The sequence below is a fragment of the Chryseobacterium sp. JK1 genome, assembly GCF_050632815.1.
GTDB lineage: Bacteria > Bacteroidota > Bacteroidia > Flavobacteriales > Weeksellaceae > Chryseobacterium.
This window is the reverse complement of sequence record NZ_JBODRU010000001.1, coordinates 2,151,639-2,168,010: the sequence shown is the minus strand read 5'-3', so window position 1 is coordinate 2,168,010 and position 16,372 is coordinate 2,151,639. Positions and strand designations below refer to the sequence as shown.

The 16,372-nt window shown below is 36.1% G+C and carries 15 protein-coding genes; 14 read left to right on the top strand and 1 reads right to left on the bottom strand.

All coding sequences use genetic code 11. The annotated features are described in order from the left end of the window. Positions 1 to 38: 38 nt before the first annotated feature. The 14 genes from ACQ76T_RS09825 (at position 39) to ACQ76T_RS09760 (ending at position 15,808) form a co-directional block, all read left to right on the top strand. A complete protein-coding gene (locus ACQ76T_RS09825) occupies positions 39 to 1,430 on the top strand; it encodes a glucoamylase family protein (RefSeq protein ID WP_431343126.1) in 1,392 nt (463 codons plus the stop codon). 38 nt (positions 1,431 to 1,468) lie between these two features. Then, the gene (locus ACQ76T_RS09820) at positions 1,469 to 2,170 is read left to right on the top strand and encodes a prolyl oligopeptidase family serine peptidase (RefSeq protein ID WP_431343125.1); all 702 of its coding nucleotides are present in this window, start codon (positions 1,469 to 1,471) and stop codon (positions 2,168 to 2,170) included. Between the two features lie 93 nt (positions 2,171 to 2,263). Then, a complete protein-coding gene (gene bglX, locus ACQ76T_RS09815) occupies positions 2,264 to 4,591 on the top strand; it encodes a beta-glucosidase BglX (RefSeq protein ID WP_431343124.1) in 2,328 nt (775 codons plus the stop codon). A 92-nt stretch (positions 4,592 to 4,683) separates the two neighbouring features. Further along, entirely contained in the window at positions 4,684 to 5,082 is a 399-nt protein-coding gene (locus ACQ76T_RS09810) for a hypothetical protein (protein WP_431343123.1), read from the top strand. A 121-nt stretch (positions 5,083 to 5,203) separates the two neighbouring features. Then, on the top strand, positions 5,204 to 5,614 hold the full coding sequence (locus ACQ76T_RS09805) for a hypothetical protein (RefSeq protein ID WP_431343122.1): 411 nt from the start codon (positions 5,204 to 5,206) through the stop codon (positions 5,612 to 5,614). Between the two features lie 157 nt (positions 5,615 to 5,771). Continuing rightward, positions 5,772 to 6,734 (top strand): S41 family peptidase, encoded by a 963-nt coding sequence (locus ACQ76T_RS09800; protein ID WP_431343121.1) that lies wholly within the window; start codon positions 5,772 to 5,774, stop codon positions 6,732 to 6,734. A gap of 159 nt (positions 6,735 to 6,893) precedes the next feature. Then, positions 6,894 to 7,034 (top strand): bacteriocin-like protein, encoded by a 141-nt coding sequence (locus tag ACQ76T_RS09795; RefSeq protein WP_431343120.1) that lies wholly within the window; start codon positions 6,894 to 6,896, stop codon positions 7,032 to 7,034. Positions 7,035 to 7,409: 375 nt separating this feature from the next. Beyond that, on the top strand, positions 7,410 to 8,837 hold the full coding sequence (gene purB / locus ACQ76T_RS09790) for an adenylosuccinate lyase (RefSeq protein WP_431343119.1): 1,428 nt from the start codon (positions 7,410 to 7,412) through the stop codon (positions 8,835 to 8,837). A gap of 51 nt (positions 8,838 to 8,888) precedes the next feature. Continuing rightward, entirely contained in the window at positions 8,889 to 9,851 is a 963-nt protein-coding gene (locus ACQ76T_RS09785; RefSeq protein ID WP_431343118.1) for a WG repeat-containing protein, read from the top strand. 213 nt (positions 9,852 to 10,064) lie between these two features. Further along, complete coding sequence (locus ACQ76T_RS09780) at positions 10,065 to 13,760, top strand: phosphoribosylformylglycinamidine synthase (protein WP_431343117.1); 3,696 nt, start codon at positions 10,065 to 10,067, stop codon at positions 13,758 to 13,760. Next, positions 13,738 to 14,157 carry a ribonuclease inhibitor gene (locus tag ACQ76T_RS09775; protein ID WP_431343116.1) on the top strand — a complete coding sequence of 140 codons (420 nt, stop codon included), beginning with the start codon at positions 13,738 to 13,740 and terminating at the stop codon, positions 14,155 to 14,157. The genes ACQ76T_RS09780 and ACQ76T_RS09775 overlap by 23 nt, the downstream gene beginning before the upstream one ends. A 126-nt stretch (positions 14,158 to 14,283) precedes the next feature. Continuing rightward, positions 14,284 to 14,913, top strand: a complete 630-nt coding sequence (locus tag ACQ76T_RS09770) for an SGNH/GDSL hydrolase family protein (RefSeq protein ID WP_431343115.1) — start codon at positions 14,284 to 14,286, stop codon at positions 14,911 to 14,913. Continuing rightward, the gene (locus ACQ76T_RS09765; protein WP_431343114.1) at positions 14,913 to 15,245 is read left to right on the top strand and encodes a gamma-glutamylcyclotransferase family protein; all 333 of its coding nucleotides are present in this window, start codon (positions 14,913 to 14,915) and stop codon (positions 15,243 to 15,245) included. The genes ACQ76T_RS09770 and ACQ76T_RS09765 overlap by 1 nt, the downstream gene beginning before the upstream one ends. A 104-nt stretch (positions 15,246 to 15,349) precedes the next feature. Further along, positions 15,350 to 15,808 carry a GyrI-like domain-containing protein gene (locus ACQ76T_RS09760; protein WP_431343113.1) on the top strand — a complete coding sequence of 153 codons (459 nt, stop codon included), beginning with the start codon at positions 15,350 to 15,352 and terminating at the stop codon, positions 15,806 to 15,808. A 73-nt stretch (positions 15,809 to 15,881) separates the two neighbouring features. Here the strand turns inward: ACQ76T_RS09760 and ACQ76T_RS09755 are convergent, their stop codons facing one another. Further along, on the bottom strand, positions 15,882 to 16,340 hold the full coding sequence (locus ACQ76T_RS09755; RefSeq protein ID WP_431343112.1) for a lipocalin family protein: 459 nt from the start codon (positions 16,338 to 16,340) through the stop codon (positions 15,882 to 15,884). Positions 16,341 to 16,372: the final 32 nt, after the last annotated feature.

Genomic DNA, 16,372 nt, shown 5'->3' with positions numbered 1-16,372 from the left:
TCTCCTCTTCTTTTAGAACCCCATAAAAAAGAGATCTCATGAAAAGGACTATATTATCAATTGCTATCACCTCTTTATTATTTACCTATTCCTGTAAAAATACTTCAGGAGCTCAACAGCAAGTTGGGAAAATTGAAGCCGTAAAAAACAATATTACAGACGAACAGTTAATGGACAGAGTTCAAAAAGATGCCCTTACATATTTCTGGGACTATGCTGAACCTAATTCTATGCTGGGAAGAGAACGTTACCATGAAGATGATATTTATCCGGATCATGATAAGCATGTGATCACAACAGGAGGTTCCGGGTTTGGATTGGCAACCATTCTCGTAGGGGTAGAAAGAGGTTTTGTCCCGAGAAAAGCTGCTGTAGAAAGACTTTCTCATATCATGGATTTCCTGGCAAAAGCAGACCGTCATAAAGGTGTCTGGTCGCATTGGATCAACGGAGAAACAGGAAAAACAGTTCCTTTTGGTAAAAAAGATAATGGTGGTGATCTTGTAGAAACTGCATTTCTTACTTCAGGAATTTTGATGGTTCGAGAATATTTTAAGAATGGAAACAAAGAAGAAAAAGCACTCGCTGCAAAATGTGATGAGCTTTGGAAAGGAATCCAATGGAACTGGTATACCAAAGGAGGTGAAAAAGTTCTTTACTGGCACTGGTCACCCGATTACCAATGGGAAATGAACTTCCCTCTTGAAGGATACAACGAATGTCTAATTACCTATATTCTGGCAGCCTCTTCACCTACTTATTCAATTGATGCAGAAACGTATTATAAAGGCTGGACCAGAAATGGAACTTACCTTTCAAATAACGAAAAATATGGACTTCCAATGTACGTAAAACATAATGGAGCGGAAGAATATGGTGGCCCATTATTCTGGACACAATATTCGTACATAGGATTAGATCCGACCCATTTATCAGATAAGTTAATTAAAAATTATTTTGATTTAAATAAAAATCAAGTTCTTATCGACTATAAATACTGTGTTGAAAACCCAAAACAATGGCAGGGCTATGGACCAAATTATTGGGGGTTAACAGCCGGTTATTCAAGAAATAAAGATGGCAGCGTTGGTTATGATGCCCATTTTCCACAAAATGACCACGGAGTAATCACTCCTACAGCTGCACTCAGCAGTTTTCCATATACACCAAAAGAATCTATGGATTTTTTGAGATTTATTTACACTCAAAAACCTGAATTTATAGGTTCGGCAGGACCTTATGATGCAACATCAATCAATTATAACAATTGGTTTACTCCAAGATATTTGGCAATAGATCAGGGAACAATTGCTCCTATGATAGAAAATTACAGAACCGGATTTCTTTGGAAACTCTTTATGAACGCTCCGGAAATTCAGCAAGGATTGAAAAAACTAAGCTTCCAATCCACAAAATATGGAATAAAATAACATCACATCCAAAGACTTTAGGCAAAACCGAAATCAATATGAAATTAAAACTAAAACACCTTCCGCTTTTACTTCTTCCGTTTTCATTACAGGTGAATGCGCAGGAAATAAAAGCAGAATTGAATAAAGAAATTAAAAGGACCGAAAAAATGTCCTATATTTTGGATTATCCACAAAAAGTAAAAGGAAATGTTCCATTAATTGTTTTCCTTCATGGTTCAGGAGAAAGAGGGAATAATCTTGAAATGGTAAAAGCACACAGCCCTTTTACTTACAGAGAACTAATCAAGGAACCGGTAGCTATTCTTGCCCCTCAGTGTCCGGAAAATATGTGGTGGGATACCGTTACGGTTTATAATCTGATCAAAGAAATTCAGAAAAAATATAAAATAGATGCCTCCAGAATTTATCTTACCGGGCTTTCTATGGGAGGTTGGGGAACCTTAAAACTGGCAATGGAACATCCGGAAATGTTTGCTGCCGTTGTTTCTGTTTGCGCGCCTACAGATCAGGTAATGACTGCCAATATTCAACAATATAAAAATTTGAATATGCAAATATACCACGGTGGAATGGATGATATTGTATTGCCAGAAAATGCTTTTAAGTTTTATCAAAAGCTTCATCCGGTAAATCCTAATGCCGAATTGACTATTTTCCCAAATGATAATCACAATTCCTGGGATTCTGCCTATTCAAACCCGCAACTATATGAATGGATGCTATCCAAAAGGAAATAAGAAAAGCAACAAAAATAGTTGATAAAACACAGAATGATAAAGAAAAATTCCGTTGAATTAAAATATAAAACAATAATTTAAGAAGATAGATTTATGAAAAAGTTAATTGTACTTGCAACTTTAGCACTTTCGCCGGTATTTTCTGCCCAGGAGATGGTGGATAAACCCGTACAGGCTTATCAGACCGCTCAATATCAGGCAAAAAAGAAAGCTTTTGTAGATAATCTTTTATCTAAAATGACACTGGACGAAAAAATTGGCCAGCTGAATCTTCCGACTTCCGGAGACTTTACCACCGGAATGGCTCAAAGTTCAGATATCGGAAAGAAAGTAGAACAGGGACTTGTGGGAGGATTGTTCAATATAAAAGGAGCAGACAAAATTAAAGCCGTTCAGAAAGTAGCTGTTGAAAAAAGCCGCTTAAAAATTCCAATGATTTTTGGTATGGATGTTATTCACGGATATGAAACTACTTTCCCTATTCCATTGGGATTAGCCGCTTCGTGGGATATGAATATTATCCAGCAGTCTGCCAGAGTAGCCGCCAGAGAAGCTGCTTCAGACGGAATCAACTGGACCTTCTCCCCAATGGTCGATATTTCCCGTGAACCGAGATGGGGGAGAGTATCCGAAGGCTCTGGTGAAGATCCATATTTAGGAAGTGAAATTTCTAAAAATATGGTATACGGTTACCAGGGAAAAGACCTTGCTAACGGAACCAATATATTAGCTTGTGTAAAGCATTTTGCATTATACGGAGCTGGTGAAGCAGGAAGAGATTATAACACGGTTGATATGAGCCACGTGAGAATGTTCAATGAATATTTTCCGCCTTATAAAGCCGCTGTGGATGCCGGTGTAGCTTCAGTGATGGCTTCTTTTAATGAAGTGGACGGAGTGCCTGCAACAGGAAACAGATGGCTTCAAACTGAGGTATTGAGAAATCTGTGGAAATTCAAAGGATTTGTGGTAACGGATTATACAGGAATCAATGAAATGGTTGACCACGGAATGGGAGATCTTCAGCAGGTTTCTGCTTTGGCCCTAAAAGCTGGTGTTGATATGGATATGGTAGGGGAAGGATTTTTAACTACCCTTAAAAAATCTCTTTCAGAAGGAAAAGTGACTCAGGCAGAGATTGATATGGCTACCCGAAGAATTCTTGAAGCAAAATACGATTTAGGCTTATTTGATAATCCATACAAGCATGGAGATGCAAAACTGGCCGCAAAAGAAGTTTACAACCTTGAAAACCGTAACATTGCAAGAAATGCTGCTGCCCAATCGATGGTTTTATTGAAAAATGAAAACCAGGTTTTACCACTGAAAAAATCAGGAACAGTTGCAGTAATTGGTCCATTGGTGAACAACTCCATGAACATGGCGGGAACCTGGAGTGTAGCAACTAAGCATGCTATTTCAGTTAATTTGATGCAAGGGCTACAGGCAAACTACGGAAAAGATGTAAAATTCCTTTCTGCAAAAGGTGCTAATATCGATTATGATGCAAAGCTTGAGGAAATTTATGCTGCTCACGGAAAGAAAACAGACAGAGATAACCGTTCCAAAGAAGAATTATTAAAAGAAGCGGTAGAAGTTGCCAATAAAGCAGATTTTATCGTTCTTGCTATCGGAGAATCTGCAGAAATGAGCGGAGAATCTTCTTCCAGAACGGAAATTACCATTCCTCAATCACAGATTGATCTGTTGAACGAATTGAAGAAAACCGGGAAGCCCATTGCAATGGTTCTTTTCACTGGTCGTCCATTAGCTTTAACCAATGTAAAAGATACACCAGATGCTATTTTGAATGCATGGTTTGCGGGATCTGAAGCAGGTAATGCTATTGCTGATGTCCTATTTGGAAAAGTAAACCCATCAGGAAAACTTCCAATGACTTTCCCAAGAAGCCTTGGACAGGTTCCAATTTATTATAATGCTAAAAATACAGGCCGCCCATTAAGCCAGGAACTGACTGATAAATGTGAATACCAGAGATTCCGTTCAAACTATATGGATGAGTGTAATACTCCATTATATGCTTTCGGATACGGACTGAGTTATACAAAGTTCAATTATTCTGATATCGCTGTTTCCAATACCAATCCAAAAGGTAACCAAACCATCCAGGCATCTGTGACGGTTACCAACTCAGGAAATTATGATGGTGCTGAAGTTGTTCAGCTGTACATCAGAGATTGGGTGGGAAGTATCACCAGACCGGTAAAAGAACTGAAAGGCTTCCAGAAAGTATTTTTGAAGAAAGGAGAATCTAAGAAAGTAACCTTCGATATCAGTCCGGAAAATCTGAAATTCTACAATGGTGACTTAAAATACGATTGGGAATCAGGTGATTTCGATATTATGATAGGAACAAGTTCCGATAATGTACAACATTCAAAGATCAATTGGACGAAATAAGGAAATAGAAAATTATTCACTGTTTTGGGGTTTTATGTTTTTTTGGCATAATTTTTAATAATACTTCGTAATTATTATCATATACAAACAACATGAAAAAAACAGTTTTACTTAGTGCATTGTTCCTTGGATCTTTAGTTCTTGCACAAAAAACACCTGTACTAGGTGGCGATAAAGATGCACATGGATGTATTGGTTCAGCAGGATATACGTATTCGCAAATTAAAAAAGACTGCGTACGAACGTTTGAACAAAAAATAAAGCTGACTGAAGTGGCTCCAAAAGGCAGTTCAACTTCAATGGCAGCAGTAATCTTCAGTAAGGATAAGCAAAAAGCTGAAGTTTTCGTTAAAGATGCCGGAGCGGAAAGTTTAATTCTTACCAGAGCAGGCGGAAAAGCCAAAGCCTGGAAAAATGGAGAATATATATTGGTTCCGTACAAAAAAAACGGCTACCAGCTTAAAAAAGATAATGTTGTGATCTACAGATAATAACAGATGTCAAAAAATAAAAAAACCACTCGCATGAGTGGTTTTTTTTGTAACTTATGAGGAAATTTACGAATATTCTTTCGGGAATATAGTTGACCAATCATCATCAAAAAATTTAAATATGAAAAAAACAATTTTATTCAGTGCTATGTTCCTTAGCTCTTTAGCTTTCACACAAAAAAAAGCTCCCGTGTTAGGAGGTGACAGAGATGTTCATGGTTGTATCGGATCTGCAGGATATACCTATTCACAGTTGAAAAACGATTGTATAAAGACTTTTAGTCAGAAAATAAAGTTGAAAGCTGTAAATTCAGATCAAAGTTATTCTTCAACGACCGCAGTGATTTTCACTAAAAACATGAAAAAAGTTGAAGTTTTTATTCCTGATGGAGTGGCTAAAAGCATCATTCTGGACAGAGAAGGAAATGAGAAGGTTTGGAAAAGTGGATCTCACATTAAAGATAGCTATGTTTTAACTCCTTACAAAAAAGGATACCAAATTAAAAAAAATGATGTAGTCATCTATCAGTAAGATCAGAACGTATAAAAATGAATAAGGCTGCCTCGATAGTGAGGCAGCTTTTTGTTTTCGTGTATTGTCTGTTTTTGTGCATTGCTTAAAGTTTGAATAATATTAACAATCCTGTAAATAAATATGTAGATTTGAGATCTAATTTTACCTTGAAAAAATGAAACTATTGCGTGCTGTATTATTCTGTTTATTAATCTTCTCTCAATTTCTGAATGCTCAGGATAATCCGCAGAAATATGTGGAAAATGCGATCTTACTGATGAAGCAGCATTCAGTTAATAAAAGTACAATTGACTGGGCTGGGCTGACTTCGGAGACGATGAGCGTAATAAAAGATAAAAAAACGATCAGGGAAACCTATCCTGCTATTATCAACAGCCTGAACTTTCTGAAAGATCATCATTCAGGGTTCTATCCTCCGGAAATGGTTGAGGCTTACATGAAAACATATCAGGAATCCGGGATTCAGTTTCCATTTCCTCACGATAGTCTTATCAATGGAAATCTGGGATACATTACACTTCCTGCAATTGGTAATCTCAATAATGATGATTGGAATCTTTACGTAAGTGATTTTTACAAAAAGATAAAAATTCTTGATTCTAAAAAGATTAAAGCCTGGGTTGTTGACCTTCGGGAAAATGATGGCGGTATGTTTTCTCCGATGTTTAAAGCTATACAACCTTTCCTTAATCAGCAAGATGTGGTTGGATCTAAAGACAACAATGGTAAAATAAGCTATTATAAATATAAAGATAAAAATATCCTTTTTGATGATACGATCATTGCTACAATAGATGTAAAGCAGATTGAGCTTAAAAAGAAAGATCTGCCCGTTTTTGTACTGGTAAGCAAGAAGACAGCCAGTTCTGGGGAATTTGTTACAGCCGCACTGATAGGACAGAAAAATGTAAAAGTAGTGGGTGTTAATACTCAGGGACTGACTTCTGATAATTCAGAATTCAGATTGTCAGACGGGGCGATATTAAAACTTACGACAGGAACTCTAATCAATAGAAAGCATGAAGTATATGGCGAGATAGGAAAAGGAATAACGCCGGATATCGTTGTTAAAGGAAATCATTTAAATGATTATATTAAGAATATAAATAACAAATAGTGCAGCTGGGAATTCTGAATTAAAGGTGATTTTTTTTAATTAAATAATTTAAAATGAATGCTTTGCGATTTGTTGCTGAAAAAATATGTATCTTACTGCTACCAAATTAAAGCGTAATCCGAAAAGCATATAGAGTAGGAAAAATCAAAAAATAGCAGTATGAAAAATCTAAAAAAACTTTCAAAAAAAGAATTGAAAACAGTTCAAGGAGGGATCCCTATGTGTTTGGCAGGATACTTCTGGTGTTCGTTCGAAAAGAAATGTATTCCTGTAGGATCACCGTGCGGACTTATTGATTAATTTGATTCATGAAAATCACGTACAACAGGCTGTCTCAGAAATGGGATAGCCTATTTTATATACTCTCCATTAATCGACTTAGAAATCATGGGCGTTAAGAAAATTTCAATGCAATCCGTTAAAAAAATTCCATTGTCTGAGTATGAGATGCATTATAGAACCGAAGCAGAACCATATGATCGTGCGAGTTGGGAAATTGTAGGAGTATATTGAAATTTTTAGCGGATGATTCCCGTCTTGAACTTTTATTTCAAGACAAAAATATAAGTTTGAATCTACACAAATCAATAAAAGTAGGGTGAAAATCATCAAAGCAGGATTTTCAACTCTCACTGAAAAATCGTATTTTTGTACATCTAAAAAGTAAAAGAACGAATGAATTCCTACAAAAATCCATTGGAAGAGCGATACTCCAGTGAAGAAATGTTATTTAATTTCTCACACAATAACAAATTCCAGAATTGGAGAAAACTTTGGATAGCTCTTGCTGAAATTGAAAAAGACCTTGGACTTGAAATTACAGACGAGCAGATCGCTGAGTTAAAAGCTAATGCTGAAAACATCGATTATGATAAAGCAGCAGAGTACGAAAAGAAATTCCGTCATGATGTAATGGCTCACGTTCACGCTTATGGGGATGTGGCACCTTCAGCAAAAGGGATTATCCACTTGGGAGCTACTTCAGCTTTTGTAGGAGACAATACAGACTTAATTCAGATTCGTGACGGACTTTTAATCCTAAAGAAAAAGTTGGTTAACGTAATGAAAAACTTAGCAGATTTTGCTATTCAGTATAAAGATCTTCCAACGTTAGGATTCACTCACTTCCAGCCGGCTCAGTTAACAACTGTTGGAAAAAGAGCAACCCTTTGGTTACAGAGTTTGGTTTTGGATATCGAAGAACTTGATTTCTTCTTAGAAACATTAAGATTCAGAGGGGTAAAAGGAACTACAGGAACTGCTGCAAGTTTCCTTGAACTTTTCAATGGAGATTATTCCAAAGTAAAACACTTAGATAAAGAACTTTCAAAAAGATTCGGTTTCGATAAAGTATTTGGAGTATCAGGACAGACTTATGACAGAAAAATTGATGCGAAAGTAGTAGCCTTATTAGGAAATATCGCTCAGTCTGCACACAAGTTCACCAACGATTTACGTTTACTTCAAAATCTTAAAGAAATTGAAGAACCATTCGAGAAAAACCAGATCGGTTCATCAGCAATGGCTTACAAACGTAACCCAATGAGAAGCGAAAGAATCGGAGCATTGGCAAAATATGTGATGTCTTTGACAACAAGTTCTGCAATGGTGGCTTCTACACAATGGTTTGAAAGAACACTGGATGATTCTGCCAACAAGAGATTAACAATTCCACAAGCGTTTTTAGCAGTTGATGCAATTCTATTAATCTGGAACAACATCATGAACGGAATCGTTGTATATCCAAACAGAATCAACAAACATATTATGGAAGAACTTCCTTTCATGGCGACAGAATATATCATCATGGAAGAAGTGAAAGCGGGTGGCGATCGTCAGGAAATCCACGAAGTAATCAGAGTTCATTCTATGGAAGCGTCTAAAAAGGTAAAAGAAGAAGGTAAAGAAAACGACCTTATCGAAAGAATCTTGAATGACGATTCATTAAAATTAGATAAATCCAAATTAAAAGAGGTTTTAGATCCTAAAAATTTCATTGGTTTTGCACCAATTCAAACGGAGGAATTCATCGCGAATGAAGTTCAGCCGATTATTGACGCAAACAAAGATCTGATAGGATTAGAGGCTGATCTTAAAGTATAATAAAAAATATGCAGCTTTTTCGGCTGCATATTTTTTTTCCATCCAATTTCTATGAAAAAACTACTGTTAACCATTCTATTGTTGCCAATACTTTCTTTTTCTCAGGAAAAGGAAATTTTAAAGTATTTTAAATCAAAAGATTCATTGGTTGGAGTTAAAAATCAAAATGGGAAAATCATCATTCCTGCACAGTTCAAAGTTTTTTCTTATTTGGAAGACGGAGAATTGGTAGAAGGTGAAACCATTCACTTTGATGGAGATAAAGTGGGACAGCAGCGTGAAAAAAATGCCTGGGGATATATATATGACAGAAAAGGCAAATTTCTCTATCAGCCTTTCCTATATGACAACGGAGCCGATTATTTCTCAGAAGGAGTAAGAAGACTGGTTAAAAATGGTAAAGTTGGCTTTGCAGACCGAAACGGAAAAATAGTTATTCAGCCGGAACATGATTTTGTTTCCCCTTTTAATTACGGATATGCTGTATTCTGCGACGGCTGCGACTGGGAAAAGACAAACGATGAACACAAATCAATTGTAGGAGGAAAATGGGGTGTCATGAACACTCATGGGCAAACTGTACAACCTCTGGTTCATTATTCTGATAAAGATGTCGATATTGACGGAAAATATTACCCCAATCCTTTTCAATACAATGAAAAAGAAAAAAATATTCTTCAATTATTTAATCAGCAGAGCAAAAAGCTTTCAGGTATTTATTATGTGAATTTTTCCAATAAGCTTTCTGATGATGAGAAGAAGCTTTTTTTTGAAATCGTAGAAAGACCCAAAGAAAACTTTCCTTATTATCAGGTAAATACGTACGATTACAGGAAAAAAGAACTGGATATGCTGTATCGCTTTAAATTTTTGGTTTCTGAAGACGGTAAAACATTGTATGCAATAGACGATTTTAACGAAAAAAAGAAGCCTTTTGCAGAATGGTTGAAAGAAGAAATAAAAAGTGCTGAAGATTTTCAGAAAGCACATCCGGATACTCCTAATCAAAGATAATAATCTGGCACTCGTTTTATAAGAAAAAGATAGAGGAAAAAGAAAGTAAAAGAGTAAATTTGTACTCCATAAAAGAACCGTATTCCGGATCTTGAAAATATTTCCGCTAAAGACGGAAGAAAAAACAATAATTTAGTTTTTATACTTCAAAAGTATTCAAACATAGAAAAAGTAAAAGAAAGATAAATCTAATATTAAAAAATCTGACATCTAATGTCTAATAACAAAAGAATTTTCGTAGAAAAGAGAGGTATTTTCGATGTTGAAAGTCCAAAAATTTTTGATGAAGTAAAAGCGGTTGTTCCGGCCGTTCAAAGTGTGAAAGTATATAACGTATACGATATTTTCAACCTGAATGACGGAGAATTCGAAAAAGTAGTAAACAATACTTTCGTAGACCCTGTTACTGATATTTTACACACAGAAAACCCGGCAAAAACGATCCACTTCGGAATGGAATTTTTACCAGGGCAGTATGATCAGAGAGCAGACTCTGCACAACAGTGTATTGCTTTGCTTACAGAAAATGAAAAATCAAAAGTAAGAAGTGGAAAACTGATCGAATTTGAAGGAGTTTCGGAATCCGATTTGACAAAAATCAAGGATCTTTTAATCAATAAAGTGGAATCTCAGGAGAAAGACCTGTCGATCTTAGATATTCCTGCCGATGAAACACCATCAAAAGTAATCATCCACGAAAACTTCATCAATTTCAATGATGCTGAACTGGAGAGTTTCTATAATGACCATGGTTTTGCATTAGGATTGGATGACCTGAAATTCATTCAGGAATATTTCAAATCCGAAGAAAGAAACCCTACGGAAACAGAACTGAAAGTATTAGACACCTATTGGAGTGACCACTGCCGTCACACCACTTTCGAAACAGAATTATCAGACATTCAGTTCGAAGGTCAGTTCAAACATACATTGGAAACTATTTTCAATGACTATATCGAGAAAAGAAAATTCTTAGGCCGTGAGCTGAAGCCAATTTCCTTAATGGATCTGGCAACAGTATGCGGTAAATATTTCCATAAAACAGGTAACCTGGACAATCTTGTGATTTCTGACGAGATCAATGCCTGTACCATTCAGATTGAAGCAGAATATGATGGTAAAAAAGAACCATGGTATTTATTATTCAAAAACGAAACCCACAATCACCCAACAGAAATTGAGCCTTTCGGAGGCGCATCCACATGTTTAGGTGGTGCTATCAGAGATCCATTATCAGGGAGATCTTTCGTATTCCAGGCAATGAGATTAACAGGAGCTGCAGATGTTTTAGAATCTGTTGATAAGACTTTGCCAGGGAAATTACCTCAGAAAACAATTACCAAACAGGCTGCCAACGGATATTCCTCTTATGGTAACCAAATTGGTTTGGCAACCACTATGGTTTCTGAAATCTATGATGAAGGCTACAAGGCAAAAAGAATGGAAGTAGGTTTCGTTACCGGAGCTGTTCCTGTAGATTGGGTAAGAAGAGAAAAGCCTGCCAATGGAGATTCAATCATCATTTTAGGAGGAGCAACAGGTCGTGACGGAGTTGGAGGAGCAAGCGGAAGTTCAAAAGAACAGGATGAAACATCAATTCACACGATGAGTTCTGAAGTTCAGAAAGGAAATGCCGTTGAAGAGCGTAAGATCCAGAGACTATTCAGAAACCCTGAATTAACAAAGCTGATCAAAAAATCTAACGATTTTGGGGCAGGAGGAGTTTCTGTAGCTATCGGTGAAATTGCAGACTCTTTAGAAGTTAATCTGGATGTATTACCTCTAAAATATGAAGGATTAAACGGCACAGAACTGGCTATTTCTGAATCTCAGGAAAGAATGGCGGTTGTGGTAGATCCAAAAGATAAAGAAAAGTTCATCAAATTCTGTGAAGCTGAGAATATTGTTGCTGTAGAAGTAGCAAAAGTAACAGATTCAGGAAGAATGCAGATGTTCTGGAAAGGAGACAAAATTGTTGATCTTTCAAGAGAATTTTTGGATACTAATGGATGTTCAAAATCTCAGGACGTAAAAATTACTCACCTTCAGGAAGTAAAAGAAGAAACCAAAGCATTCACGGAAGAAAACTTCCTGAATACTTTAAAAGATAAAAACGTAGCTTCCCAAAAAGGACTGCTGGAAATGTTTGACTCTTCAATCGGAGCTACTACCGTGGCGATGCCTTTAGGAGGAAAATACCAGCAGACTTTGATGGAAGGAAGCGTTCAGACATTACCGGTTTTAGGAGCAAAAGATATTAAAACCGTTTCTCTGGCAAGTTGGGGATTTGATGCTGAAATTTCAAAACAGAACTCACTGTTAGGCTCATCTTATGCTGTAGTAGAAAGTGTGGCGAAGATTGTTGCGATGGGAGGTGATTATAAAAACATCAGACTAAGCTTCCAGGAATACTTCGAAAAATTAGGACAAAATCCAGAAAAATGGGGTAAACCTTTAGCTTCACTTTTAGGAGCTTATGATGCTCAGATTAACCTTGGTCTGGCTGCGATTGGAGGAAAAGACTCTATGAGTGGAACCTACCAGGATCTAAATGTTCCGCCAACATTGATTTCTTTTGCTTGTGCCAACGGAGAAAAACAGAATATTATCTCTCCTGAATTTAAAAATGCAGGAAACAAGATCTATTTCTTCAACCACATTCCTCAGGAAAGCGGACTTCCGAATTATGATGCTTTAAAAGAAGTTTTTGAACTGATTTTCGAAAATATCAAAGCCGGAAAAATTGTTTCTGTAAAAACAGTAAAAGAAGGAGGTGTTGCTGTAGCTTTGGCAAAAATGAGCTTCGGAAACAGACTTGGTGCGGAGATCAATGCTGATGAAAAAGTATTATTAGCAAAAAATATCGGAAGCTTAATCATCGAATCAAAAGAAGAATTAGGTTCTGCAACACTTCAGTTCATTGGAGAAGTAAAAGATTCAGGTATTGTTAAGATCAATAATCTTGAAGCGAATATCCTGGATATGGTATCTGCTTACACCAATACATTCGAAAACCTTTTCCCAACAGCAGAAAAAGAAAAGATTACTGTGGAAATTGATGAGAAGCACAACTCTGTCAATCCAAGAAATATCATCATTAAAAAACACGGAATTGCACAGCCTAAAGTATTCGCTCCGGTATTCCCGGGAACCAACTGTGAATATGATACTCTGAACGCATTCCAGAAAGAAGGTGCTATTGTTAATAGTTTACCTTTAATCAATATTAATCACCAATTGCTTGAAGAAAGTATTGATGCTTGGGTAGAAGAAATTAAAACTTCTCAGATCTTAGCATTCTCAGGAGGTTTCTCAGCAGGTGATGAGCCGGATGGTTCTGCAAAATTCATTGTCAACGTTCTTAAAAACGAGAAAATGAGAAACGCAGTTCACGAACTGTTAGACAGAGACGGAATGATTATCGGAATTTGTAATGGTTTCCAGGCTTTGGTAAAATCAGGATTGTTACCTTATGGAAGAATCAAAGATTTAGACGAAAATTCTCCAACATTGGCTCACAACGCTATCAGAAGACATATTTCTCAGATGGTCACTGTAAAAGTAGTGAACGATGAGAGCCCTTGGTTAAAAGGAATGAAAGATCAGACTTTCACCATTCCAATTTCTCATGGAGAAGGACGTTTTATGGCTTCAGAAGAAGAAATCAAGAAGTTATATGAAAACGGACAGGTTGCGACTCAGTACATCGACTTCGATGGAAACATTGCCCACGGAATGCCTTTCAACCCTAATAATTCATTATTCGGAATCGAAGGAGTTACCAGTCCATGTGGAAAGATCTACGGAAGAATGGGACACCCGGAAAGGTTTACAGAAGGCCTTATGAAGAATATACCTACTGCGAATTATCACAATATATTCAAAAATGGAGTTGAATACTTCAAATAACAATACCAGAAAAATGATCGTCATCCATGGCGGTCATTTTTCGTCTTTAGGAGGTTTCTACGAAGAAGCCTCTAATGCACTGATGAAAGATGTAGATTGGAAAGTAGGAAGTTTAGATGGCTTTGATGATATTCTGTACGGTGGCTTTGGAGTATTTGAAAATAAAGAAGAGATTGAAATTATCTGGAAAGAATCACAGAAATCAAAAGAAGATCTGGGCGTTGACACCACTCGTGGATTCTATGAAAATAAAATCCGCCAGGGAAAACCTTTCAATATAGAACTGATTCAGCAAAAACTGGATGAATTAATGAAAGGAGAGGGACAGACGCTTTTTGAGATTTTAATTGAAATTATACAATCGCATCCCAATATTACATTGACATTAGAATGGTGAGTGTTTGATTTTAAACCACAGGTTAGCCTTTCATTAAAAATCGTATAAATTCAGCTAATTTATAATTCTTAAACAGTTTTTTCTTAATATTTTTACTCGTATAAATGAGCAAGAACTGATTATTGAATGAAAAAAATTATTTACGGGCTGTTCTTCGGTGACAGCATTACTTACGGAGAATATGACGGAGTATTTGGCGGTTGGGTAGATATTCTGAAAAGATACGCTTTACAGAGATTTCATGAAGGAAATGGAGATGAATTGATTCTTTATAACCTTGGAATTGGTGGAGAAAGCACAGAAGGTTTACTAAAAAGAATGCCTAATGAATTAAGTGCGAGAAACTCACCGGACGGAAATATTATTTTTATAAGCTACGGAGCGAATGATCTTGCGGTGAAAGAAGATATACAAATCGTAAATCCGGAGCAATTTAAAAAGAATATCAAAACAGCAGTTCAACATGCCAGACTGTTTTCCAATAATATTTACCTTGTCAGTATTCTCCCTTTTGCCCAAAAAGTAGATGGAGCCGTGGTAAGTTCAGGAAAGTTGAGAACGAATGATGAGGTAGTGAAATATAATGAAATCCTTAAAGAGATTGTAGCAGAGGAAGCTCTTACTTATATTGATTTTCATAGTGCCTTTTTACAGGATAAAGAGATCTTACTTTCTGAAGATGGAGTTCACCCCAACGAAAAAGGGTATGGAATGATGGCGGAGATCGCAATACCAATCATTGAAAAATATTTATAATGCCCAAGTTATTTTCTTACGGAACCCTGCAAAAAGAACAGGTACAGCTTGAAACCTTCGGAAGGCTGTTACAGGGTGAAAATGATACATTGTCCGGTTATAAACTTGATATGCTGGAGATAACAGATACAGAAGTTCTTCGCAAAAGTGGCCAACAATACCATCCGGTACTTATATTTTCAGGAGATGATAAAGATGAGGTGGAAGGAAAACTTTTTGAAGTTACAGAAGCGGAAATTCTTCAGGCAGATGAATATGAAGTAGATGACTACAAAAGAATTGAAACGCTCTTTAAATCCGGTAATATAGGATTCATTTATGTGGGAAAGTAATACTCATAACTACTCATAACAAATGTGATCTTAAAACCCTATAAAGCTACTGACATACAGTTGTCACAATCTGTCAGTATCTTTATTACACAAAAAAATAAACAATGAACATCACAAAAGTAGAACCTTTTCAGGTTATTGGAATTTCAGTAAGAACTACGAATGAAAATAATCAGGCAGCAAAGGATATTCCGGTATTATGGGAGAAATTTATGAAAGAGAATATTTCAGATCGTATTCCCAATAAAGTAGATGATAACGTATATTCTATTTATACCGAGTATGAAAAGGATCATACAAAGCCTTATACCACTATTTTAGGATGTAAAGTAGAAAACCTGGATCATATTCCTGAAGGAATGACTGGCATCTCCTTTGAAGGAGGAAATTATGTGAAATTTACGGCAAAAGGAAATTTAGCTGATCGTTTAGTAATTAACGAATGGATTAAAATCTGGAATATGGATTTAGGCAGAGAGTTTACAGCAGATTTTGAAATCTATGGAGAAAAAGCACGAAATCCCTCTGATGCTGAAGTAGATATTTTAATTGCTGTACAATAAAACAGATGTACTCATAAAAAAGCCTGCTTTCTTGTATAGAAGGCAGGCTTTTTTATAATTTTAAAAGTAAAGATTACTTATAGAAAACTGTTTTAATAAAGTCATTAACTCCATCTCCGTTATAATCATAGTTGTCATTAACTAATATGATAAGCTTATTGGCAGAAACTTCTATTACATCAGCACTACTATTGTTAATGGCTAATTTCATGATTACAGGATCGTACTGATAAGGCACAGTTGTTTGCGTTTTTACACAGTTCGAACTTACGTTGTTATAATCAGTCATATAATATTTACCATCATTTCTGAACTCATAGGTTCCCTGCTTCTTACAGTCATCAGGAGGAGTTTCTTTAATGACAGTCGTTTTATCAGTTCCTGAAATTTGAAATTGAGTTTGTATTTTCCATATTCCTACCACTGCGGATGTATTATTGCTGGAATTATCAGAAATAAATACACTGGCATCACCGGTATCACATGATGAAAGCGCTGCAATAGCCAAAATTCCTACTAAAAACTTCTTCATAAAATTAATTTTTGGCGAACTTAATGAAAATT

What these genes read in the sequence shown, in the direction of transcription:
- ACQ76T_RS09820 (WP_431343125.1), top strand. Translation starts at nt 1,469, where the DNA reads ATGAAATTAAAACTAAAACACCTTCCGCTTTTACTTCTTCCGTTTTCA.
- ACQ76T_RS09765 (WP_431343114.1), top strand. Translation starts at nt 14,913, where the DNA reads ATGCCCAAGTTATTTTCTTACGGAACCCTGCAAAAAGAACAGGTACAG.
- ACQ76T_RS09775 (WP_431343116.1), top strand. Translation starts at nt 13,738, where the DNA reads ATGGAGTTGAATACTTCAAATAACAATACCAGAAAAATGATCGTCATC.
- ACQ76T_RS09785 (WP_431343118.1), top strand. Translation starts at nt 8,889, where the DNA reads ATGAAAAAACTACTGTTAACCATTCTATTGTTGCCAATACTTTCTTTT.
- ACQ76T_RS09800 (WP_431343121.1), top strand. Translation starts at nt 5,772, where the DNA reads ATGAAACTATTGCGTGCTGTATTATTCTGTTTATTAATCTTCTCTCAA.
- ACQ76T_RS09810 (WP_431343123.1), top strand. Translation starts at nt 4,684, where the DNA reads ATGAAAAAAACAGTTTTACTTAGTGCATTGTTCCTTGGATCTTTAGTT.
- ACQ76T_RS09760 (WP_431343113.1), top strand. Translation starts at nt 15,350, where the DNA reads ATGAACATCACAAAAGTAGAACCTTTTCAGGTTATTGGAATTTCAGTA.
- ACQ76T_RS09805 (WP_431343122.1), top strand. Translation starts at nt 5,204, where the DNA reads ATGAAAAAAACAATTTTATTCAGTGCTATGTTCCTTAGCTCTTTAGCT.
- purB (WP_431343119.1), top strand. Translation starts at nt 7,410, where the DNA reads ATGAATTCCTACAAAAATCCATTGGAAGAGCGATACTCCAGTGAAGAA.
- ACQ76T_RS09755 (WP_431343112.1), bottom strand. Translation starts at nt 16,340, where the DNA reads ATGAAGAAGTTTTTAGTAGGAATTTTGGCTATTGCAGCGCTTTCATCA.
- ACQ76T_RS09825 (WP_431343126.1), top strand. Translation starts at nt 39, where the DNA reads ATGAAAAGGACTATATTATCAATTGCTATCACCTCTTTATTATTTACC.
- bglX (WP_431343124.1), top strand. Translation starts at nt 2,264, where the DNA reads ATGAAAAAGTTAATTGTACTTGCAACTTTAGCACTTTCGCCGGTATTT.
- ACQ76T_RS09770 (WP_431343115.1), top strand. Translation starts at nt 14,284, where the DNA reads ATGAAAAAAATTATTTACGGGCTGTTCTTCGGTGACAGCATTACTTAC.
- ACQ76T_RS09795 (WP_431343120.1), top strand. Translation starts at nt 6,894, where the DNA reads ATGAAAAATCTAAAAAAACTTTCAAAAAAAGAATTGAAAACAGTTCAA.
- ACQ76T_RS09780 (WP_431343117.1), top strand. Translation starts at nt 10,065, where the DNA reads ATGTCTAATAACAAAAGAATTTTCGTAGAAAAGAGAGGTATTTTCGAT.